Annotated in this window: 19 protein-coding genes; 6 read left to right on the top strand and 13 right to left on the bottom strand. The window is 43.0% G+C overall.

What is annotated here, in order from left to right; genetic code table 11:
* Positions 1–307: 307 nt before the first annotated feature.
* On the top strand, positions 308–1393 hold the full coding sequence (locus E7413_01740) for a copper amine oxidase N-terminal domain-containing protein (protein ID MBE7018592.1): 1086 nt from the start codon (positions 308–310) through the stop codon (positions 1391–1393).
* A 69-nt stretch (positions 1394–1462) separates the two neighbouring features.
* Here E7413_01740 and E7413_01745 read toward each other — a convergent pair whose 3' ends face one another.
* Positions 1463–2881 (bottom strand): PDZ domain-containing protein, encoded by a 1419-nt coding sequence (locus E7413_01745; protein MBE7018593.1) that lies wholly within the window; start codon positions 2879–2881, stop codon positions 1463–1465.
* A 188-nt stretch (positions 2882–3069) separates the two neighbouring features.
* On the opposite strand from E7413_01745, the gene E7413_01750 reads away from it, so the two are divergent.
* From E7413_01750 to E7413_01760, 3 genes are all read left to right on the top strand, one after another.
* Positions 3070–3525 carry a hypothetical protein gene (locus E7413_01750; protein ID MBE7018594.1) on the top strand — a complete coding sequence of 152 codons (456 nt, stop codon included), beginning with the start codon at positions 3070–3072 and terminating at the stop codon, positions 3523–3525.
* Between the two features lie 287 nt (positions 3526–3812).
* A complete protein-coding gene (locus E7413_01755) occupies positions 3813–5732 on the top strand; it encodes an oligopeptide transporter, OPT family (protein ID MBE7018595.1) in 1920 nt (639 codons plus the stop codon).
* Position 5733: 1 nt separating this feature from the next.
* Entirely contained in the window at positions 5734–6078 is a 345-nt protein-coding gene (locus tag E7413_01760) for a PqqD family protein (GenBank protein ID MBE7018596.1), read from the top strand.
* Positions 6079–6503: 425 nt separating this feature from the next.
* Here E7413_01760 and E7413_01765 read toward each other — a convergent pair whose 3' ends face one another.
* The 11 genes from E7413_01765 to E7413_01815 form a co-directional block, all read right to left on the bottom strand.
* The gene (locus E7413_01765; GenBank protein MBE7018597.1) at positions 6504–8225 is read right to left on the bottom strand and encodes a phospho-sugar mutase; all 1722 of its coding nucleotides are present in this window, start codon (positions 8223–8225) and stop codon (positions 6504–6506) included.
* Between the two features lie 20 nt (positions 8226–8245).
* Positions 8246–8962 (bottom strand): rRNA pseudouridine synthase, encoded by a 717-nt coding sequence (locus E7413_01770; protein MBE7018598.1) that lies wholly within the window; start codon positions 8960–8962, stop codon positions 8246–8248.
* Positions 8963–9036: 74 nt separating this feature from the next.
* Positions 9037–9831, bottom strand: a complete 795-nt coding sequence (locus E7413_01775; protein ID MBE7018599.1) for a D-alanyl-D-alanine carboxypeptidase — start codon at positions 9829–9831, stop codon at positions 9037–9039.
* Positions 9832–9885: 54 nt separating this feature from the next.
* Positions 9886–10320 carry a sporulation protein YtfJ gene (gene ytfJ / locus E7413_01780; protein MBE7018600.1) on the bottom strand — a complete coding sequence of 145 codons (435 nt, stop codon included), beginning with the start codon at positions 10318–10320 and terminating at the stop codon, positions 9886–9888.
* Positions 10321–10335: 15 nt separating this feature from the next.
* Positions 10336–10929, bottom strand: coding sequence for a DUF2953 domain-containing protein (locus E7413_01785; GenBank protein ID MBE7018601.1), 594 nt, complete (start codon positions 10927–10929; stop codon positions 10336–10338).
* Complete coding sequence (gene scpB, locus E7413_01790) at positions 10929–11537, bottom strand: SMC-Scp complex subunit ScpB (protein ID MBE7018602.1); 609 nt, start codon at positions 11535–11537, stop codon at positions 10929–10931. Before scpB ends, E7413_01785 begins: the two co-directional genes overlap by 1 nt.
* 9 nt (positions 11538–11546) lie before the next feature.
* Entirely contained in the window at positions 11547–12266 is a 720-nt protein-coding gene (locus E7413_01795) for a segregation/condensation protein A (protein MBE7018603.1), read from the bottom strand.
* Between the two features lie 11 nt (positions 12267–12277).
* Positions 12278–13036, bottom strand: a complete 759-nt coding sequence (locus tag E7413_01800; protein ID MBE7018604.1) for a site-2 protease family protein — start codon at positions 13034–13036, stop codon at positions 12278–12280.
* Between the two features lie 176 nt (positions 13037–13212).
* Positions 13213–13932, bottom strand: a complete 720-nt coding sequence (gene yunB, locus E7413_01805; GenBank protein MBE7018605.1) for a sporulation protein YunB — start codon at positions 13930–13932, stop codon at positions 13213–13215.
* 121 nt (positions 13933–14053) lie between these two features.
* The gene (gene rpoD / locus E7413_01810; protein ID MBE7018606.1) at positions 14054–15142 is read right to left on the bottom strand and encodes an RNA polymerase sigma factor RpoD; all 1089 of its coding nucleotides are present in this window, start codon (positions 15140–15142) and stop codon (positions 14054–14056) included.
* Between the two features lie 14 nt (positions 15143–15156).
* Positions 15157–16965, bottom strand: a complete 1809-nt coding sequence (locus E7413_01815; protein MBE7018607.1) for a DNA primase — start codon at positions 16963–16965, stop codon at positions 15157–15159.
* A gap of 271 nt (positions 16966–17236) precedes the next feature.
* Here E7413_01815 and E7413_01820 point away from each other — a divergent pair, with 271 nt between their 5' ends.
* The gene (locus E7413_01820; GenBank protein MBE7018608.1) at positions 17237–19642 is read left to right on the top strand and encodes a PBP1A family penicillin-binding protein; all 2406 of its coding nucleotides are present in this window, start codon (positions 17237–17239) and stop codon (positions 19640–19642) included.
* 266 nt (positions 19643–19908) lie between these two features.
* Positions 19909–21192 carry a hypothetical protein gene (locus tag E7413_01825; protein MBE7018609.1) on the top strand — a complete coding sequence of 428 codons (1284 nt, stop codon included), beginning with the start codon at positions 19909–19911 and terminating at the stop codon, positions 21190–21192.
* A 228-nt stretch (positions 21193–21420) separates the two neighbouring features.
* On the opposite strand, the gene hisD is transcribed toward E7413_01825, so the two are convergent.
* Positions 21421–22716 carry a histidinol dehydrogenase gene (gene hisD / locus E7413_01830; GenBank protein MBE7018610.1) on the bottom strand — a complete coding sequence of 432 codons (1296 nt, stop codon included), beginning with the start codon at positions 22714–22716 and terminating at the stop codon, positions 21421–21423.
* Positions 22717–22718: the final 2 nt, after the last annotated feature.

Consider the following 22718-nt stretch of genomic DNA (forward strand, 5'->3'; position numbering starts at 1 on the left):
TAAATTTTAAAAAACAGTTATCCGAAAGGGTAACTGTTTTTTATTGAAAAAAATTGTTTACAAATGAAAATTTCTGTGTTATAATACACTTGCGACATAAATTCAATATATTTTTCCTGTTAAAGTGTGTATTTTTATACCTTTTTTGTGTAAAAATGCAGGCTCTGTTTCAGCATGCTTTAATAGGATGAATGAATTTGTGTCGCAGCAAAAGGAGCTGTGCATTTTTCATGCGTAGCGTTCCAAACGCTGCGCATTTTTTTATGTACGGCAAAACCAAGAAGATGTTTTAAAGGAGGAAAACAACATGAAACAAAACATCAAAAGTCTGGTTTCAGGCATTGTAATCGGTACCCTGTTGACGGGTGGCGCTGCCTATGCCAAAGGAAAAATTGAGCTTTTGGAAGCTCATTATTCCGACATCAAAATTTTTGTCAATGACCAAAGAATCAATCCCAAAGACATCGAGGGAAACACGGTGGAACCTTTTATTGTGGACGGAACCACCTATTTGCCCATTCGCGCGGTGGGAGAAGCATTGGACAAATACGTTAGTTGGGACGGTGCGACCAACAGTGTTTATCTGATGGATAAACCGCAACCAACACAAACTCCAACTGCAACACCGTCTCCTGAGCAAACGCCGGCTCCTACAGCCACACCTGCACCCACCAAAAAGCCTGCTCCTGATGATTACACTTACACCCTCGATCGAATTCTGCAGATTTCAGGATATCGTGAGAACGCCATTAAAGGTGAAATCACCGCCGCCTGGGATTCTGATGAACCCAATGCCACCTTTACTGCAAAAATGCGTTGTAATAACGGTGGGCTAGCAGACTACATTGATTGCGAAATTGTTTTGACAGAAGTAATCTCCACAGCCGATAGTGGTTTTACAGGATATTTTGACGTATCTATGAACGGTGATGCAAGACATCTCGGTATCAAAGGAACCATCCTCTTAGATGATGGAAAACTTTCTTTGCATACCGAAGGATATGACTACCGTCTGGTGGCAATGCTTCCCGAAACCGAAGAAGTATCCAAAGCAGATCTTGTCACCTTCTATAGCTTAAAAGCAATTAAATTAGACGGGGAAAAATCAAGCGGTTTAATCGGACTAGATTTTTCCGAAGACCCGACCAATCCCACCTTTAACGGAACCGTTACCGTTGGAGAAGAAAAATACACCGTCACCTTAGACGAAGTAAACTCAGTTGCCAACAATCAGATAGAAGGTTTCTTCACCGTAACTTGTGACGAAAAAACCGTTGTAAATCGTGCAAACGGTACCATAGGTTCCTTATCCGTCCCCTTAGGAGATGTGATGACTCTTTCCATCGATGGAGCTTTCGATATCACTCTTCGCGTGGTAGAAATTGGTTATTAAGATCAAAATTCCATAAAAAAAGAACCCGAATGTTCAACCATTCGGGTTCTTTTACTATCTGCAAGATAATTAATTTGCTTCCATAACAGGCTTATCTTCCTGAAGTGTTAAAGAAATTTGCTTGGTTTCAGTGCCACGAATCACAGTTAATACCACAGTTTCTCCTGCCTGATGTTTTTCTTTTTCCGTATTTAATTCATCCACAGTTGTGATTTTCACGCCGTCAATCGCTGTGATTACGTCCCCGGTTTTAATACCTGCACGTTCTGCAGCAGAATAAGGAGAGGTTTCCACAACATAAATTCCCACAGGAATATCATAATAAATAGAATCCTGCTCTGTAACATCTCTGCCGGCAATACCAATTACAGGACGTCCTGCTACATAGCCGTGTTCAATCAAAGCATCAATAATGGGTTTCGCTTCGTCAATGGGAATGGCAAAACCGATTCCTTCCACGCCGGAAGCAGACATTTTTACCGAGTTAATTCCGATTACTTCACCATAATTATTTACCAAAGCACCGCCGGAGTTTCCGGGATTGATGGCAGCATCTGTCTGAATCAGATTAAATTCTCTGTCGTCCACGGTAATAGAACGGTTCAAAGCGCTGATATATCCGCCGGTCACACTGCCTGCCAGCTCATTTCCCAACGGATTTCCGATAGCAACAGCCAATTCACCAACCTGCAGTTCAGAAGAATTTCCTAAGGTTGCTGCAGGGAACCCTTCCCCTTCAATTTTAATCACTGCCAGATCGGTTCTGGCATCGCCCCCCACCAAGGTGGCATCGTATTGTGTGCCGTCGCTTAAGGTAACTTTAATGGTAGAGGCACCTTCAATCACGTGATTATTGGTCACAATATAACCGTCATTCGATAAAATGATACCGGAACCGGAACCGCTTCCCATAGCGGAGGTACCAAAAATGTTCTGACGTTCCACCGTGGTATCAATTCCAACCACAGCAGGGCCCACTTTTCTGGAAATTTCCACCACGCTGAGCAGTTGTTTATCTGCCTGATTGGGATTCCCTGCTTCTTCTGCTGTCATAGCCGGATTAGGCGGTGCCAGATAGGCATTGGGATTCCCCTTTTGATGCTGTTGTACCTCTTTCTCCACCAATCGGGGGAGCGCCAGGAAGGAAAGCCAGGTAGCAGCCCCTGCCCCAATGGCAAATGCTAAAACAATAGAAAGAACACGCAAAGCCACCTTTCCTCCGTTTCCTTTCGGTTTTTGGGGAGGAATTTCGCTTTGTACAGGCTGATAAAAATATTGATAAGCATTCGATTGTCCCGGGTTGGGAATCGCTTCTGCATACGGTTCATAAACGGGTTCGCTTGCTGCCGCTGATACCTCCGGATTCACCACGGGTTCCTGGTAATAATCTGTCCGGAAGGTGGATTCAAACGGTTTGTTTTCTTCAGTATTTTCAGTATTTTCGGTATTTTCGATATTTTCGGGATTCTCGTATTTTTCGAATTCCATAAAAACCTACCTTTCTTTCTCATATGCTAGGGATAGTTTACCACCCCATTGTGAAAAAAATGTGAAATTTTTCGGAATTGCTTGTGAAAAAAACATTCCAAAGAATTTTTTAAAATTCAAAAATTCTCACAATCTTCATAAAAGTGGGATATAATGGAAATAATATGATAAAGGAGATGTAAAATCAAATGGGCTTTTTCAGTCGGTTACTTTATAAAATTTCAATATTTATGCAGGGACGTTACGGTATGGACGGTCTTTGCACACCGATTTTAATTGCGTCCTGCGCGTTCACACTGTTAGGCACGCTGTTTCACTCCGCCATTCTTCGGTTAATTGGCTCTCTGCTGTTAATCTGGCTGGTGTTTCGTGCGCTTTCTAAAAATCACAAGGCACGCCAAAAGGAGCTGTATGCTTATTATAACCTGAAAGACGCTGTTGTTAGCTGGTATCAGAAACTATCTGTCAAAAAAGAACAGTACACCGTTCGTCGGGAACAAAAAGCAGTCCGCAAAGAACAAAAAGATTTCAAATGCTATTTCAAATGTCCCGAGTGCAGAGCTGAATTATCCGTTCCCAAAGGAAAAGGAAAAATCCAAATTACCTGCCGTAAATGCGGCCACCAATTTATCAAGAAAACATAAAAACAGAAAGAAAATCGTGAAGTAATATCATAATGGCAGACACTTTTTTGTGTCTGCCATCATTTTTATGATACGCTACAGAAGCCAAACAAATGCCTATCATACGAAAGAAGAAAAACTATTATTGATTTTCGTATAAGATAGAAAAATCAAGGAAAAAATATAGAGAATCCCATTCTAAACACTTGACAAATCCAATATTATCCAGTATACTGTATTTTGTGAAAATTCGCCTTTATTTTTCAAAAAATGACCGCCGTACAGCGACGGCAGATTGGAGACGATTTATGGAACAAAACAAACAATTCAAACCTTACATTCCGGCTGATCGGGTAACCCCTGAACTGACTGTCACCTCAATTATCATCGGGGTGCTTTTGGCAATTATCTTCGGTGCAGCGAATGCTTACTTAGGTCTTCGTGTGGGGATGACCGTGTCTGCATCCATTCCCGCAGCCGTAATTTCTATGGGAATTATCCGCATTTTGTTGCGCAAAAACTCCATTTTGGAAAGCAACATTGTGCAGACCATCGGTTCTGCAGGAGAATCCGTGGCAGCAGGTGCTATCTTCACCTTACCTGCTCTGTTTATCTGGTATTCCCAGGGCGTGATTGACACGCAACCCGGTATTTTAGAAATCACCTTAATCGCTATGATAGGCGGCTTACTGGGTGTCTTCTTTATGATTCCTTTAAGAAATGCCTTAATCGTAAAGGAACACGGTGTGCTCCCCTATCCGGAAGGAACCGCTTGTGCGGAAGTACTTTTGGCAGGGGAAGAAGGCGGCTCCAATGCCTCTTCCGTGTTTGCAGGAATGGGACTGGCCGCTCTGTTTAAATTCGTGATTGACGGATTAAAAGCAGTTCCCGGTGAAGTAGCATTAAAAATCAAAGGATTTGCCGGAGAAATCGGTACTCAGATTTACCCCGCAGTATTAAGCGTTGGTTACATTTGCGGTCCCAAAATTTCTTCTTATATGTTTGCAGGTGGTTTATTAAGCTGGGTAGTATTGATTCCCTTAATTGTCACCTTTGGCCAGAGTATTGTGATGTATCCTTCTGCAGGACAAACCATTGGTGAAATGTTTGCAGAAGGCGGCGCATCCGCAATCTGGAGTTCTTACATCCGCTATATCGGTGCCGGTGCCTTAGCAGCAGGCGGTATTATCAGCCTGATAAAATCCCTGCCCTTAATTGTTCGTACCTTCCGTGATTCTATGGCAAGCTTAAGCGAAAAAGGTACCATCAATAAAATTCGTACCGAGCAGGACCTGCCCATGTCTGCAGTGCTGATTGTAATTGCAGCTTTAACCTTAGCGGTATGGTTGGTTCCCGCAATCCCCGTATCCTTAATCGGTGCCATTATCGTGGTAGTATTCGGCTTCTTCTTTGCAGCAGTATCCTCCCGTATGGTAGGTCTGGTTGGAAGCTCCAACAACCCCGTATCCGGTATGGCAATTGCAACGTTGTTGTTTTCCACGTTAATCTTAAAAGCTACCGGTGAATCCGGTGCTTCCGGTATGACCGCTGCCATTGCAATCGGTTCTATTATCTGTATTGTTGCAGCAATCTCCGGTGACACCTCTCAGGACTTAAAAACCGGTTATCTCTTAGGTTCCACCCCCAAAAAACAGCAGATTGGTGAAATCTTAGGGGTTGTGGCATCCGCACTGGCAATCGGCGGAACCTTGTATCTGTTAAACACTGCTTGGGGCTTTGGTTCCAAAGAACTGCCCGCACCTCAGGCAACCTTGATGCAAATGATTACCGAAGGCGTTATGAGTGCAGAACTACCCTGGAACTTAGTTGCAATTGGCGCGATTGTTGCTATCATTATTGAAATCATCAAAATCCCCGTATTACCCTTTGCCATCGGTATGTATCTGCCTGTTCACCTAAACGCTTGTATTATGGTGGGCGGTATCATCCGCTGGGTAGTGGAAAAATCCAAAAAAGACGAAAAAGCTAAAGAAATCGCTGTAAACAACGGTATCCTGTACTGCTCCGGTATGATTGCCGGGGAAGGCTTAGCAGGAATTTTGTTGGCAGTTGTTGCAATCTTCGGTTGGGATAAATTCATCGATGTTGGTGTAATGCTGAACCTGCCTGCAACCGTGTCTCAGGTATTAAGCGTTTTGGTATTTGCAGTAATCATTGCATTGGTATTTGTGTTCTCATTAAAGAGACAGAAATCCGCTCAGAAATAATATGAAAAAACAAACAATCAACGAAAACTATTTGGATAAAATCCCCGTAATGAGCGAAAACCTCACCTACAAGGTGAACGATGACGGCATCGTTACCTTGGCGATAGAAAACACGGGAGTGATGAACCGTATCGCCCAAAAAATCTTTCGTAAGCCAAAAGTCTCCTATATCCACTTGGATGAATTGGGAAGCTTTATCTGGAAATTGATTGACGGAAAAACTGCCATTTTCGATATGGGTGATGCCGTAAAAGAGCAGTTTGGCGAAAAGGCAGAGCCCCTTTATCCAAGATTGGCAAAATATATTTCTATTTTGGAAAGTTACGGCTTTGTCACTCTTAAATAGACTTGAAAAACCGCGCAGAATTTATAAATCTCACCACTCGCTGTACCGTTATGAAATAAACGGCGTGCCGAGGTCGTCAAGCCCTACCCCATCATAAAAGATTTGCATAACAAAAACACCGTAGAAATTCAATTTCTACGGTGTTTTTTACTATCATCATTTTATGATTCTCTCTACTCTCAAAAGGCGAGGTACAAGGCTCTCCCGCTCGGGGAGAGCTGTCAGCAAAGCTGACTGAGAGGGCATAAAAGCGATGGAACTGATTCATTTCGAGGCGTTTTCACCATATCTTTTTTTGTAAGGTGCAGAAAAACAGATGCAGAATTTGGAAATCGAATCAAGGCAACGCCTTGACAAGCCCGAAGGCGTACGTGCTGTACGCCGAGCGGTGAGATTCACAGATTATGCGCTGTTTTTCAAACCGTTTATTTCAGCACTTCTCTGATTGCGGTATCAAATGCTGCACGTTTTTCCAAAGCTTCTGCTTCGGTCTTGCCCTTGGTCATAATATATGCCTTGATTTTGGGTTCCGTGCCGGAGGGACGGAAGGAAATCAGGGTGCCGTCTTCTAATTCATAGCTTAACACGTTGGAAGGAGGGAATGCCAAGGCAGTTTCTTCTCCTGTCAGCAGATTTTTGGTGGTTGCCACGCTGTAATCATTTGCCAACACAGTTTTCACTCCTGCAAACTCGGTGGGCACATTGGCACGAAGACCTGCCATTAAGCTCTTGATTTTTTCTATGCCTGCCATACCTTCATGAGTAATGGAAACCAAACCTTCCCGATAGTAGCCGTATTTTTCATAAAGGTCGATCTGCACATCTTTTAGGGTTTTGCCCTGTTTTTTATAATATGCCGCCGCTTCGCACAACAACATACAAGCATTTACGGCATCCTTATCTCTTGCGTGTGTACCGGATAAAAATCCGAAGCTTTCTTCAAAACCGAATAAATAAGTATGTTTACCGGTTTCTTCAAAAATTTTAATCTGTTCACCGATAAATTTAAAGCCGGTATACACGTTAATCACTTCAATGGGATAATCTTTTTGGAATTCATAAATCATATTGGTGGTTACGATGGTTTTGATTACCGCTCCGTTTTGAGGCAGCTTATTTTGTTTCTTCAAACCGTCCAGAATATAATTTACAATCAGAACACCAATCTGATTCCCATTTAAAATTTCGTAATCTTCATCCGCAGTTTTTAATAAAACTCCCACACGGTCAGAATCAGGGTCAGTACCGATGATAATATCTGCATCTTCTTTTTTTGCATATTCCAATGCAATTTTAAACCCGTCGGATTCTTCGGGGTTGGGAGATTTCACGGTGGGGAATGCACCGTCGGGCAATTCCTGCTCTTTCACCACGGTGAGGTTTTTAAGTCCCATACGGCCTAACACTTCTCTTACAGGGATGTTACCGGAGCCGTGGAACGGAGTATATACCACTTTTAAATCAGTGTCTTTTAAAGCATCGGGGTTCACGGATAAATTCATAACCGCTTTGTAGTATGCCTCATCCACAGATTCAGGCATCCATTCAATCAGGCCTTGTGCCATAGCATCGTCAAAAGGCATTTTTTTCACGCCACTGAAGATATCTACCTGCTTCATTTCCTGATATACCACATCTGCTTCTTCGGGAGGAAGCTGTCCGCCATCAGACCAGTATGCTTTATAACCGTTGTATTTTGCGGGATTATGAGATGCGGTAATCACAATCCCTGCGGTGGTATTCATTTCACGAATGGCAAAAGACAGCATAGGAGTGGGACGAAGTGACGGGAATAAGTACACTTTAATGCCGTTTGCCACTAAAACCATTGCAGATTCTTTTGCAAAAGTATCGGAAAAATGACGGGAATCATATCCAATGGCAACACCCTTGTCCATCGCTTCTTTGCCGTTTTTCACAATCAGATTGGCTAACCCTTGGGTTGCCTGACACACGGTGTACACATTCATACCGTTGGTACCTGCACGAATAATTCCGCGAAGTCCGCCTGTTCCAAATTCCAAAGAAGTGGAGAAACGTTCTTTGATTTCTTCATCATTCCCTTGAATTCCCAAAAGTTCTGCTTTTAAGGAAGCATCCAATTCGGGGAAGTTTAACCATTTGTTATACTGTTCGAATGCTGTCATAATTGCTATATCTCCTTTTTCTATTTTCCTGCGGCACTTAAGAGCGCCTGCACTTCATTGGGATTTAATTTACGAATACGACCGGTCTTTAGTGAGCCAAGCTCAATGGGACCAATCTTCACTCTTTTTAAGTCAATCACATGATGACCAACCGCCTCAAACATTTTTCTCACCTGACGGTTACGCCCTTCCGATATGGTGACTTCCACCACACATTTATCTTTAAAAATTTCGGATAAAAACACCTCTGCAGGAGCGGTTTTTTTCTTATCAACCATCACTCCTCGCTGCAGTTTTTTGATATTGTCTTCCGAAACGGTGCCATTCACTACGGCAATATATTTTTTTTGAATCTGATTTTTCGGATGAGTTACGGTGTTTACAAATTCACCATCATTAGAAAGAATTAAAAGCCCTTCAGTGTTGTAGTCCAGTCTTCCTGCAGGATAAATTCTTTCTTTCACTTCGTCGCCGATTAAATCCAACACGCAGGGACGGTCAAACTGGTCTTTTACGGTGGTTACATAACCTTTAGGCTTATTGAGCAAGTAATAAACCTTTTTTTCCATAGCGGAAATTTCTTGTCCCGAAACTTCCACCCGGTCTCCTTCCTGCATCTGGTAGCCAAGCTCTGAAAGCACCTGACCGTTTACCTTAACCTCGCCTTTTACAATCAGCTCTTCCGCTTTTCTTCGGGAGCAAATTCCTGCATCGGCAATATATTTCTGAATTCTCACTTGCTATGTTCTCCTTTTTTTGGTATCGCCTACGCTTTTGGTATCGCCTGCGCTTTTTGGTATCACCTTTGGCGTCACTCTCCCTCTTTTTGAGGTGGCTTCAAATAGCTTTGATACAGACCGATATGGTCATTCCAGTCATCAGGCGCATTTAACGTGACGCAGATGTATGTCTTTTCTCCATCTGTGGCACAGGAAACCAAGGTTCGACCCGCCTTTTTGGTGAAACCGGTTTTTCCGCCCACGGTATTTTCATACTGCCACAACAGCTTATTATGATTTTTTAAGTAACGGACGTTTCCGTCCGGTGACACCAACTTTTTTTCTTTGGTGCCTGCAATTTTTAAAAATACAGGATTTTCCATGGCATACGCGGTGATTTTTGCCATATCGTAGGCAGTAACCATATGGTCATCTCCATCCAGACCGGACGGATTTTCAAAATGAGTGTCAACGGCACCCACACGAAGTGCCACTTCGTTCATTTTCTCCACAAATTTCTCATAGCCAAAATGACAGGCAATGGCATTTGCCGCATCATTTCCCGAATGGAGCATCAAGCCGTACAAAAGATGTTCCAAACTGATTTGCTCTCCTGCCTTTAAATACATGCTGGAACCCTCAGTGCCTGCGGCAGTAGCATCCACCGTTACCATATCTTCCGGCTTTCCCAGCTCCAGAGCCGTGATTGCCGTAACAATTTTGGTAATGGAAGCCGGTCGCATACGGGCATGCTCATTGTATCCGTATACCATTTCTCCCGTTTTCATATCCAACAGGCACACTGCCTTGGCAGAATACGAAAACCCATTGATATGAGAACAACATATCACCAATAAGCTGATCACAAAAATGCCGCGTAATCTCATAGATTCCCCTCCACATAGTTCTGCTTTGTAACAACTATGCGGAAAATGGAAAAATTATTCCACGATGATTTCGTCATCCTCAATGCGGATCACGCTGTCGTCATCCTCATTTTCGTCTTGTTTGGAGCCGAATTTTTTGAGCACCTTATCAATCATATCAGGAGCTAAATCAATCAGTTTATCCAAAGGACTTGCCTGACTTACGGTAATCATTCTTACGTTTCCGTTGGACACGACTAAAAACGCGATGGGAGAAATGGAAATTCCGCCACCTGCTCCTCCGCCAAAAGACTGGTTTTCCACAGGGATATCGGTTTTTCCGCCAAAGTTGGAACCGCCGGTTCCGAACCCATAGGAAACACGGGACACAGGAATAATCACCACGCCCTCATCAGCGTGGATAGGTTCTCCGATGATGGTATTCACGTCCACCATGGTTTTAATGTTTTTTAAAACAGAGTCCATAAGACTTTCAATTGGATGTGCCATAACACATACCTCCTTTTATGATTGTTTCCAGTGTTTATAGAAGATAAGCGCCCCTCTTACCAGATACCAGGGCTTTGTTTCTATTTGCATCGCAAACTGCAACTGAAAAACCACATTATCGTAGTCCATATCCAATTTGTGATAAACAGGTTTTTCAAATTCAAAAAATTGCTGTAAAAAGCCGGTTACCACACCGGTAAAAGCTTCTACCATTCCGTAGCTTACGCCGGTTACAGCGGCATCACCTAAACCGAATTTCCCCATCACACCCAACTGTTTGATGGTGATTTTTTTGGAAAGATAAGCCAACGCTTTCCCAAGCCCTGCCCGGATACGGGTAAAGGTATTTCGCATTTCCAAAAACTTTTTCAGTGCAGAATCTTTTTCATCTTTGGCTGTTCTTTTGGCTTTTGCCTGCCGGTCTTCGTCTTCGGAGTCCTCTTTTTGTCCTAAGGGAATCCGAAGGGAAATTCCAAGCACCTTAATTTTTAAAATCAATTCCTCATCGCTGACGGAAAACAACACCAGAAACGGACAAAACAGCACCAGTGCCGTCAAAATCAAAATCACTCCGAGGATCATCAATAATACCATTCCAAATGTTCCCATTATACCATCGCCTCCTCAGGTTTTTCTTCTTGATTTCCCTCCTCAGACACAATATCTGAAAAGGTCAGGTTATCGGTATGGTTGATATTTTGCAATAATTTTAATTCCAATTTTGGAAGCTCGTCCAGACTTTCCATCCCGAACACCCGCAAAAATTCACTGGTGGTACCGTATAACATCGGTCGACCCGGAGCATCCATTCTGCCGCGTTGCTCAATGAGCTCTCTTTCCAACAGTCGAACAATGGAATTATAACTGTCTACCCCGCGCACCGCGTCAACCATAGCTTTGGTCACGGGCTGATTATAGGCAATAATGGAAAGCGTTTCCAAAGAAGACTGGCTCAGTCCCCTTTGTGCTCTGGTTTCCAGCATTTTCGCAATGTATGGATGATGTTCACTGCGAGACACCATCTGAATGGAGTTTTCCAGACGAATCACTTTCATACCACGGGATTTTTTATTAAAATCCTTCATAAAATCAGTCGCCAGGTCTACTATTTCATCGTGAGTCATCTCCAGCGCATCTTCCAGTCTGGAAAATTCTGCAGGACTTCCCAAAGCAAACAAAATGCTTTCTAAAATCCCGAACAATTCTTCTTTTTTCATAGTGTATTCCTATTCTTTGTAACTTAAAATAAAATCATCCTTAAAAAATTCCAAAAGAATCCGATTTTCTTTGAGCAAATCAAGTAAGCCCATAAAAGTTGCCGCAACCTGTGCTCTGGTGGAACAAATTTTTGTAAACGCTTCCACCAACTCAATTTTTTTTGCCTGCTTCACGGTTAAAAGAAGCTTGTCCGACATTAAGGTAACCGACACCACTTCCCGCTCAATAATCCCTGAAAAAACACCTTTATCGGGAGGCAATTTGGTTTCAATCCGCATCACCATTTCTTCCAGAGCACCAATGAGTTTATCTTTGGGTAAATCCAGCTTGGTATAGCGGATTAGCCCCTTGATTTTCTCCGTTTGTTTGGTAAAGGTGTATGCCCCCAGCGGTTCTCTTTCTTTTAAGTAGCTGGAAAGCTCCTTATACTGCTGATAATCCAAAAGTTTCTGCATCAGCTCTTTTCTGGGGTCTTCCTCTTCCTCGGTATCCTCCTGAGGAGGTTTTGGCAAAAGCATTTTGGATTTGATATAAAGAAGCTCTGATGCCATCACGATAAATTCGGAGGCAATCTCCATATCCAGCTTCTCCATCTCCCGCAGATAAGCAATATACTGCTCGGTCAAAGTAAAAATGGGAATATCATAAATATCAATTTTATTGGTACGAATCAGATGCAAAAGAAGGTCCATCGGCCCTTCAAACTGCTCTAGTTTTAACTCTATCATAAGACGGTATCCTACAATCCTAAAATCAGATTTGAAAGCGGCTCAATGATTGGTTGGCAAACCTTTTGAAAAGCATCAATCACATTATTTACGCCATTACTTAACAGAATATCAAATGCACCGCTATATACCATTACTAAAAACACAATCATAACATAACGTTCATACTGCATCACTTTAAAATAGTATTTACTGGGCAAAAATGCAAACAGCACACGAGAACCGTCCAACGGCGGAACGGGAATTAAGTTGAACACCGCAAGCGTAATGCTGTAATATGCCAATCCGCCGAAAAATTCCATAACATATCGACTGCCGTTAACCGCAATCAGACTGTCATTGAACACGCCCCACTCCATACCAATGATGGAAATATAAAAGAGAAGCATAGAAAGAAAGGCAATCACCAGATTGGTTACCGGCCCCATCAGGGCAGTAATTGCCATTCCTTTTTTAGGATCACGGAAATTGCCGGGATTGATGGGAACAGGTTTTAACAACAGAATAAACCCAACCCACATCAAAATATTGGAAAGCTGAGCAACCGTGGGAATCAGTTTCCCCACAAAAACTCCCAACAAAATCCAACCTGCATACACAGGGTTAATATGCTTGAAGGGATTTAAGCTTAATCTCCCCAGATTTTTTGCCGTGCGGTCTCCCATCAGGTAAGCCGTGTAACCATGGGCGATTTCGTGAGGCAAAAGAGCAATTGTCAGTGTAAGCACCGTAATCAGAGCATTGATTACGGCATCTAACGTAATATTCATAACTTAGTCAGAATCCTTTCGGGTTGATAGTTTTTACCTATTTTATATTGTAGCACACACTTGCTTGTTTTGCAACGGATTTTTCAAAAAAATATTCAAAAAAAGTAAGGTTTTAGAAAGTTTTTTCGGGGTTTCAAACTGCAATGTTTCATTTTCTCAAAAAATAACCAAAAAAACTAATCATCAATTAAGTTTAGCAAGTCATCTTTTACATTTTCCCCATCGCTTTCCAGATTGGTATAGCTGTTGGGAACTGAACCCACCACCACGGTTTCACTTAAGGGAACCATGGTAACCACTTTAGTTGGGTAAGAACGTTGCCCCGGCAGCATAAATGCAATATCCAATGTCACCTTGATTGTCATACAATGACGGGTCTGATTCACTCCCGCATCGGAAAAATGACTGAAAATCTCAACAAACACTTCCCCATACGGATAGGCGTCCAACTGCAGATGAGGCCCTCGATTGGAAAAAAACTCAATCCCCGTTAAATTGCCGAAGGGAATGGAAATCACCGCATTTTTTGTTTCGTGAAGCCGAGCGGAAACCAACAGTGCAAGCTGAGAACGAAAACGATTCATCACAGCAGTATCAGGCAACACCAAGGTGGGATTCCCTTCTTCATTTTTTTCCACACGAAGGAAGTTACTCCCCAGGTATTCTTCTTGCTCCAGTAGTTCTGATACCGAACGGTGTACCGTTTCCTGACCAATCCGATTTGCCTTTGATTCGCACAAATCTTTTAACACAGGAGAGAATACATCGGTATACCAAGACCACACCCCGAATAAACAAATCGGAATCAGCAACACAAAAAAAATACCCATACCGTGATGTTTTTGAAATCGGTATCCCATATGGCCAAACTTTCGTCTGAGTGCAACCTTCCCCATAGTGTCCCCTCCTTCCTTCCAATTTATGTAATATTCCGAAAGATGATACTAAGGATCCTAAAAAAACAAAAAAGCCTGTTTTCTAACAGGCTTTTTCGGACAATATCTGTCTTATGAGTTTTTAATCAAGATAATCTTTGAGTTTTTTACTTCTGGAAGGATGGCGTAATTTTCTTAACGCTTTCGCTTCAATCTGACGGATTCTTTCACGGGTTACGTTAAATTCTTTCCCAACTTCTTCTAAGGTTCTCATTCTGCCGTCATCTAAACCGAAACGGAGCTTCAATACACGGGATTCTCTGGGGGTTAAGGTGTCAAGCACGGAAGTTAACTGTTCTCTCAGTAACATATAAGTTGCAGAATCTGCAGGTGCAGGTGCGGATTCATCCTGAATAAAGTCACCCAGATGGCTGTCTTCTTCTTCTCCGATGGGAGTTTCCAAAGATACGGGGTCCTGCGCAATTTTCTGAATTTCACGCACACGTTCCACGGTGGTACCCAGTGCTTTTGCCAGTTCATCATGGGTAGGTTCTCTGCCTAATTCCTGCAGTAACTGACGGGTCACTCTTAAGAGTTTGTTAATCGTTTCCACCATATGAACAGGGATACGGATGGTTCTTGCCTGGTCTGCAATTGCTCTGGTGATAGACTGACGGATCCACCAGGTTGCATAAGTAGAGAATTTGTAACCTTTGCGGTAATCAAATTTTTCCACTGCTTTGATAAGCCCTAAGTTCCCTTCCTGAATCAAATCCAAAAACAGCATTCCTCGGCCTACATAACGCTTTGCAATACTTACTACCAGACGCAGGTTTGCTTCTGCCAGCTGACGTTCTGCTTCTTCATCGCCCTCCGACATCCGCTCTGCCAGTTTCAGCTCGTCTTCCGTGTGCAGCAGAGGCACTTTCCCGATTTCCTTCAAATACATTCTCACAGGGTCATCAATGGAAATGCCTTCAGCGTTTAAGACAATGTTCATCTCGGTTTCATCAGGAAACTCCATATCCACCGCATCTTCAAAATCTTCGTCGCCCACAATTTCCACGCCCATTTTTTCCAGACGTTCGTAAATTTTTTCAATATCATTTACCGAAACGTCAATCTGGTCCAAACGGACATTTAATTCATTTAAAGTGATTTTTCCCTGTTTTTTCGCAAATTCAATCAACTCTTTGATGACTTGCTTTTTATTCTCTGTAATTTCAGACATTTTGTACCTCTTTCCTAAGAATCCTTCTTTTCATTCTTATCGTTTCTTTGCTTTAGTTTCTTGGTATATTCCAGTAGTCTTAACATATCGTCCCGATCGTCATCGGAGAAGGTCAACGTTTCTGCTTCGTTTTCAATTTTTTGGAGTAAAGAATCCAAGTAAATGTGAAAATCCAAAAACGGTTCTTTTTCCATAAAGATTTCACTGGCTTCTTTTGCATCTTCCCGTGAGAGTTGCTCCAAAATCATAGTGACATCCGGTTTATGGGAAGCATCCGCAAGTTCGCAAAAACACTGATAAATTTTTCGGTGTATTTCTTCTTTAAAATACTCTGCCTTGATTTTTTCCCGAATTTTCGGAAAATATGACGGATTTTCCACAATCAGCTTGATTAACGATTGAGAAACGCTCTTTTTCCGCAAAAAAGCAATTTCAGCTTCACTCACGGTGGATTCCAGCTTTCTATGCTTCCTGGCTTGCTTGACCTGAGCAATGATAGAGTCATAACTGATTTTTGTAATTTCCGCCACTTTTTTAGCATAGACTTCCAGCTCCAGCCGGCTGGAAATTTCTTTTAAAATACCGATTGCTTTTTTGGTAAACTCAAGCCGTTCTTCTTCGTCACCAAAACCACCCTTGGGGTAAATGCGGGAAAGCTCATATTCCACTTCTCCCATAGAATTCCGTATCGCTTCGGCAAAAGCTTCGGGACCCTCTTTGCGAATCAGATCGTCCGGGTCTTTTTCGCCGGGGATTTTTAAGATACGAACCCGAAGACCGTCTTTTTTGAATGTTTCTAAAGAACGCTGCAGCGCTTTCTGCCCCGCACCGTCACTGTCAAAGGAAACAATTACGCGGTCAGTAAATCGCTTGAGCAATCTGGAATGGTCAGACCCGAAGGCCGTTCCCAATGCCGCCACCGCATTCCGAAAGCCTGCCTGATACATGGTAATCACATCCATATATCCTTCCGCTAAAATGATATAATCTTCCGATGCGTTTTTGGCATAATTTAAGTTAAACAGATTCTGCCGCTTGGAAAAAATGGGATTTTCCACAGTGTTCAGATATTTTGGCTTACTCTCATCCAGCACTCTTCCGCCAAATGCAATCACGTTGCCTCTTAAATCCATAACCGGAAAGATTACCCGATTCCGAAAGAAGTCAAAGATTCTTCCGTTTTTCTCTAAGCACAGACCGCTTTTTACAATATCGTCATCCGAAAAGCCATGTTGTTTTAAAGTGCGATACATAAAATTCCATTCGTTCGGTGCAAAGCCTAAGCCAAATGTTTTAATCGTATCGTCCGAAAGCCCACGGGAACGAAAATAAGTTAGCCCAACCCGTCCCGCTTCGCTGTTTAAGCAACGAAAAAACGCTCTTCCGGCAATTTTATTCATTTCGCGAATATTCCGTTTTAAACGGCTGTAATCACTGAGTTCATCTTTTTCATCGGGAAGAGGAATTCCTGCACGCTGTGCCAGAAATTTTACCGCTTCCACAAAATCCAGATTTTCAATATGTTCAATGAAATGAATCACCGTTCCTCCTGCGCCGCATCCGAAACAATGATACAGCTGCATGGCAGGATTCACAAAAAAGGAGGGCGTTTTTTCCGAATGAAAAGGGCAAAGCCCCAGATATCGGCTGCCGCTGCGTCTTAGGTTCACGTAGGAAGAAATAACATCCACGATGTCATTTTTCTCCTTGACTTCATTCAAAAACTCTTCTTCAAAGTACAAACGGCACCACTCTCCTTTCTTCCCCGATCGGCGAAGCTTTTTCAGCCTTTCAGGTTCCTTCAATAATAACATTCGACACAAAGTTAAAATTTCCTTTTTTTTAGAAGAATTTCTGAATTTTTTTGATTTTTTTAAAATTTTTTAAAGAAATCGGGAATTTATGGAACTTTTTTTACAAAAAAATGTCGAACTGTAACAAAGATGAAACAGAAAAATAATGGGTTTTCACTTGAATTCTCTGAAAGTCTGTGGTATACTGTGGAATGGAAACAGACGTAGTCTGTTCATTCATGTCCGAAATGCAATATTGATTACAACCGGAAGATAACGAAAAAATAAATGAGGTGATCGCTTGGCAAAAGCAAAAACAAACAAGAAGGCCAAAAAGAAAAAAGGCTTTTGGAGAACCTTCTGGAAAATCATCTGGAGTACCATTCTGATTACGGTTCCTCTGGTAATACTGCTTGTTCTCGGTATCCTGTGGTATATCTTTGCCACCACCGAGCCGATTGACGTGGAAAACCTGCGAATCGATTTGAACAGCTCCATCTACTATCTGGATGAAGATGGCGACAAACATCTGTTCGAAGAAATTGATGCAACCCAGAACCGTGATTGGGTGGATTACACCGAAGTCCCTCAGTATATGAAGGATGCTTTTGTTTCCATCGAAGATGAACGTTTCTTCTCCCACACCGGGTTTGACTTGAAGCGTACCACCAAAGCGATCATCGATTATGCAAGAAAAGGTTCCGGAGCTCAGGGTGGTAGTACCATTACTCAGCAGCTCGTCAAAAACGTCACCAATAATAAAGACCTTACCCCCCGCAGAAAAATTGAAGAAATCTGGTTGGCGTATCAGCTGGAGCAGGACTTGAGCAAAGAACAAATCCTGGAGCTTTATATGAACACCATCTATCTGGCACAGGGTGTAAACGGTGTGCAAACCGCTGCCGAGTTGTATTTTGATAAAGACGTGTCAGACCTTTCTTTGGCAGAATGTGCTTCCATTGCAGGGATTACTCAGTTCCCCTCCAGATATGACCCCTTTGTAAATCCTGATAAAAATAAAGAAAAACAGGAACTCGTGTTAAAGAAAATGCTGGAAACCGGCAAAATCACCCAGGCAGAATATGATGAAGCCGAAGCAGAAGAACTGGTATTTGCAGATCCCGAAGAACAACATGAGAAAAACAATATTAAACAGACCTATATGGGTGAAGTAGTTATCAAAGATGCTATCCGCCTCTTAATGGAAGAACAAGGCATCACCGAAGCAGTCGCTAAAAAACGTGTATACTCCGGCGGTTATCAGATTATCTCCACCGTAGATCCCAACGTGCAGGATGCCATTGACGATACCTACAGCTCCTATAAGGCATTCGGAGAATCTCAGAAAGAAGTAATGCCGCAAAGCGCCATCGTTGTAATGGATCCGCAGACCGGTTATGTAAAAGGTCTCACCGGCGGTATCGGCGAACGCGAAGGCTCTTACACCCTAAACCGTGCCGTGGATACTTATCGTCAGCCCGGTTCTTGTATGAAACCTCTTGCCGTGTATGCACCGGCACTGGAAGCAGGATTAATTACTCCCAACACCCAAATGGTGGATAAAAAATTATCCGGATATTCTCCGAAAAACTATTACAGCGGTTATTACGGCACTATGTCCGTGCAAAGAGCGGTGGAATTATCCGTTAACACCATTCCCGTGCAGATTATTGAAGACTTAGGTTACGAAGAATCCTACAATTTCCTACGTAACAAATTCCATATCGACAGTATTGTGGAAGCAGACAAAAACCCGGCTCTGGCGCTTGGTGGTATCACCGACGGTGTCAACGTTATGGATATGACCGCAGCCTATGCAGCATTTGCTAATAACGGTATTTACACCGAGCCTACCACTGTTTTGGAAATTTTAGACCATCACGGCAGAACTGTGGTAAAAGCAAATCCCGAATCTACCGCCATTATGAAAGAAACCACTGCCCAATATATGCATCAGATGCTGATTTCCGTTGTGAACAATGGTACCGGTACTGCAGCGCGTATTTCCGGCGTAAAAGTAGGCGGTAAAACCGGTTCTACCGACGGCGATAAAGACAGATGGTTTGTTGGCTACACTCCCAACTATGTGGCGGCAGTATGGTACGGTTATGATACACCTAAACCCACTTCCTACTCCTACAACCCCGCATTAAAAGGCTGGAAAGCGGTTATGGACGAAATTATGGAAGACGCTCCCAAGCGTGACTATGCAACCAAAACACCCACTTATATTCCCCCGTCCACTTCCTCTATTCGGGTATGTTCCGTTTCGAATAAATTACCCTGTCAGTACTGTATTGACCAAGGCACCACGGTAACCAGAAGCTTCCGTGACGGAGCAGCACCTACTACCACCTGTTCCAAAGCATTGCACGAAAAATTCAAAGAGGTGGAACCGAAGAACACTCCGAAACCCACCGAAGAAGATTTACCGGAAACTACAGCAACACCCGCACCCTCCGTGGAATATGTTCCCGAACCTACAAAGTTGCCTTCTTTGGATAATAGCCATGACAATGACAACAGCGGTTTGAACTCTGGTTCAGTTTCTAATGAACCTCCCTCGATCCCCACTGTCACCAGCGAACCTGTAGTAACGCAGGCTCCTGCACCCAGTACTTCTTCTCCTGGTGCTTCTTCTCCCAGCACGTCCACTCCCAGCGCCCCTGCTCCGGAGGTGGGTGCCGAGGTAGCTCCCGCAGCATAAGAATCAACATCAAAAAAGAGCAAGTACCATCACGATACTTGCTCTTTTTTAATACAAAACGATTGCCCACTATGGCAATTGATTTTCAGATACTTGATACGATAACAAAATAAGAACCCGACCCGATGACGCAATCAAAGATTGCGGTCGGGTGCCCCGGAACCTTGTTGTATTCACAATAAGAACCGATAAACAAAAATTTTCCAAATAAGATGCCACTAACTTTTCAAATCATTTTTCGGCATCAACAATCTTTGTGAGGTAGCATGATGAATAACAAACCAAGAACAAACAAACTGAAAAAAATTCTGATAGTCCTGCTATGTATTTTAGGAGCACTGCTTGCTGTGTTTCTCGGAATTGTAATAGGCACAAGCCGTCAGAAAACAGAAACCGCAACCTCTAAAACCAATACACCAAGCAGTCCTCAGACAAAGATAGCTTCTTCCATTTACTATCTGAACGAAAATGAAGAACCCATCCTGTTTAACGACATCAACGATATTTCCTACATCACCGAAATCATTGAAAAAGATGCCGCTGCCCTTTTGGCAGAACAAGAAGGACTAAGCGTAAAAGATGCCAAGGAAAAACTCTTCACCGAAGGATACCGAATTATCTCCACCGTGGATCCCGAAGTACAAAATGCAATTGACACCGTATATTCCGATCCTAAAAACTTTGTCTCCGACCTGCCGGAGGATAAAGAACATCCTCAAAGCGCTATTGTGATAATGGATCCCGAGACCGGTTATGTGAAAGGTATTAGCGGCGGTATTGGAAAACGCGCAGGGAAGTACACCTTAAACCGTGCCGTGGAGACCTCCCGTCAACCCGGTTCCTGTATATCCCCTCTTGCCGTGTATGCACCGGCAATCGAAGCAGGTTTAATCACTCCGAGTACTGTTGTGGAAGATAAACAATTATCCGGATATTCCCCTAGAAACTCTTACAGCGGTTATTACGGCAAAATGTCCGTGCAAAGAGCGGTGGAATTATCCGTTAACACCATTCCCGTGCAGATTATTGAAGACTTAGGTTACGAAGAATCCTACAATTTCCTGCGCAACAAATTCCATATCGACAGTATTGTGGAAGATGATAAAAACCCGGCTCTGGCACTTGGCGGCATCATCGAAGGTATCAACGTTATGGATATGACCGCAGCCTATGCCACCTTTGCTAATGAAGGTATTTATACCAAACCTACCGCTGTACTGGAAATTCAGGATCAAGACGGTAACACCATCGTAAAAGCAGAACCTGAAACAACAGTTGCCATGAGTCCGGAAACTGCACAAGCAATGCATCAAATGTTAGTTTCAGTGGTTGAAAACGGTACCGGTACTGCAGCGCGTATTTCCGGCGTAACAGTAGGCGGTAAAACCGGTTCTACCGACGGTGATAAAGACAGATGGTTTGTTGGCTACACTCCCAACTATGTGGCGGCAGTATGGTCCGGTTATGATACACCTAAACCCACTTCCTACCCCTACAACCCCGCATTAAAAGGCTGGAAAGCAGTTATGGATGTGCTTGAACACGAATAGCAAATTTTTTCAATAAAATATTACACAACAAAAAACAGTATGCATTTTGCATACTGTTTTTTTATGGAAATAAGTTTGGCGCCATTTTCTATCCAATATTCGAAACGAAGAAAAATGGATGCAGAATTCGGAAATCGAATCAAGGAAAAGCCTTGACAAGCCCGAAGCCGTACCGAGTGTACGGCGAGTGGTGAGATTCACGGATTATGCACCATTTTTCAAGTTTAGCTAGAGAGGTCTCTTTCTTACTGCCATTGCATGTGCCGCAAAGCCCTCCAACTCCGCAAAGTTTCCGGCTTTGTCTTTTACGGAGATGAAGCCGTCTTTGGTTACGTAACCGAAAGAAGAACGTTTCATAAAGTCTAACACACCAACGGAAGAATAGGTTTTTGCAAAACCGCCGGTGGGTAAGATAGCGTTGGGACCCATTAAGAAGTTACACAAGGTAACGGGAGTCCATTCGCCTAACAGGATTTCTCCTGCATTTTTGATTTGGGGAAGCACGTCAAAAGGTTTTTCACAAAGCACTTCCATATGTTCGGGAGCATATTCGTTCACAAAAGCAACGGACTGCTCAAAGTTATCGGTAATAATTGCACCGCCGTAGGTGGATAAGTTGGTGTTGATAAAGTTCTGACGCAGCTCCGGCAGTTCTTTGATATATTCGGTTGCCAACGCACACACTTCGTGCACAAATGCTTCGTTGTGACATACTAACAGTGCCGCAGAGTCAGGACCGTGTTCGGCTTCGATTAACCAGTCCAACGCTGCTTTTTTGGGGTCGGTGGAATCATCACACAAAATGATGGATTCGCTGGGACCTGCCGGCAGACCGGTATCAATGTAGTTTGCCAGCACACGTTTTGCCGCGGTGGCAAAAGCGTTACCGGGACCGATTACTTTTCTGGTTTTCGGAATGGTTTCGGTACCGAATGCAACTGCTGCAATCGCCTGAATACCGCCAACTTTAAAAATTTCGGTGATTCCTAACAGTTTTGCCGCAGTTAAGATGGCATCGTCCACTTTTCCTTCTTTATTGGGAGGAGTTACCACCACGATTTTTTCCACCCCTGCAACCACAGCAGGAACACCCAGCATCAAAAGCACGGAAGGGAAACTTCCTTTTCCACCGGGCACATACAGGCAAACGCTTTCAATGGGAGTGGTTTTTTCTCCGGCGATAATGCCTTTATCCACCTCGGTCATCCACATTTCTTCGGGTTTCTGTTTTTCGTGGAAATTTTTGATATTGTTGTATGCATAGGTAATAGCTTCTTTGGAGGTAGCATCAATACGATTGTATGCTTCCTCAATTTCTTCGACTGAAACTTTCATCGTTTCAGAAGTTAAAGCAATTTTATCAAATTTTTCGGTATATTTTAATACCGCTTTGTCTCCGTTTTCTTTCACGTCCCAAGAAACTTCTTTCGCCACATCCATATAGGCTGTAATATCAATTTCAGCACGTTTTAAGATGAACTCTTTTTTTTCGGGAGTGAGTTCACTGTATTTATAGATATTCATAG

The sequence above is a fragment of the Oscillospiraceae bacterium genome, assembly GCA_015068645.1.
GTDB lineage: Bacteria > Bacillota > Clostridia > UMGS1840 > UMGS1840 > SIG452.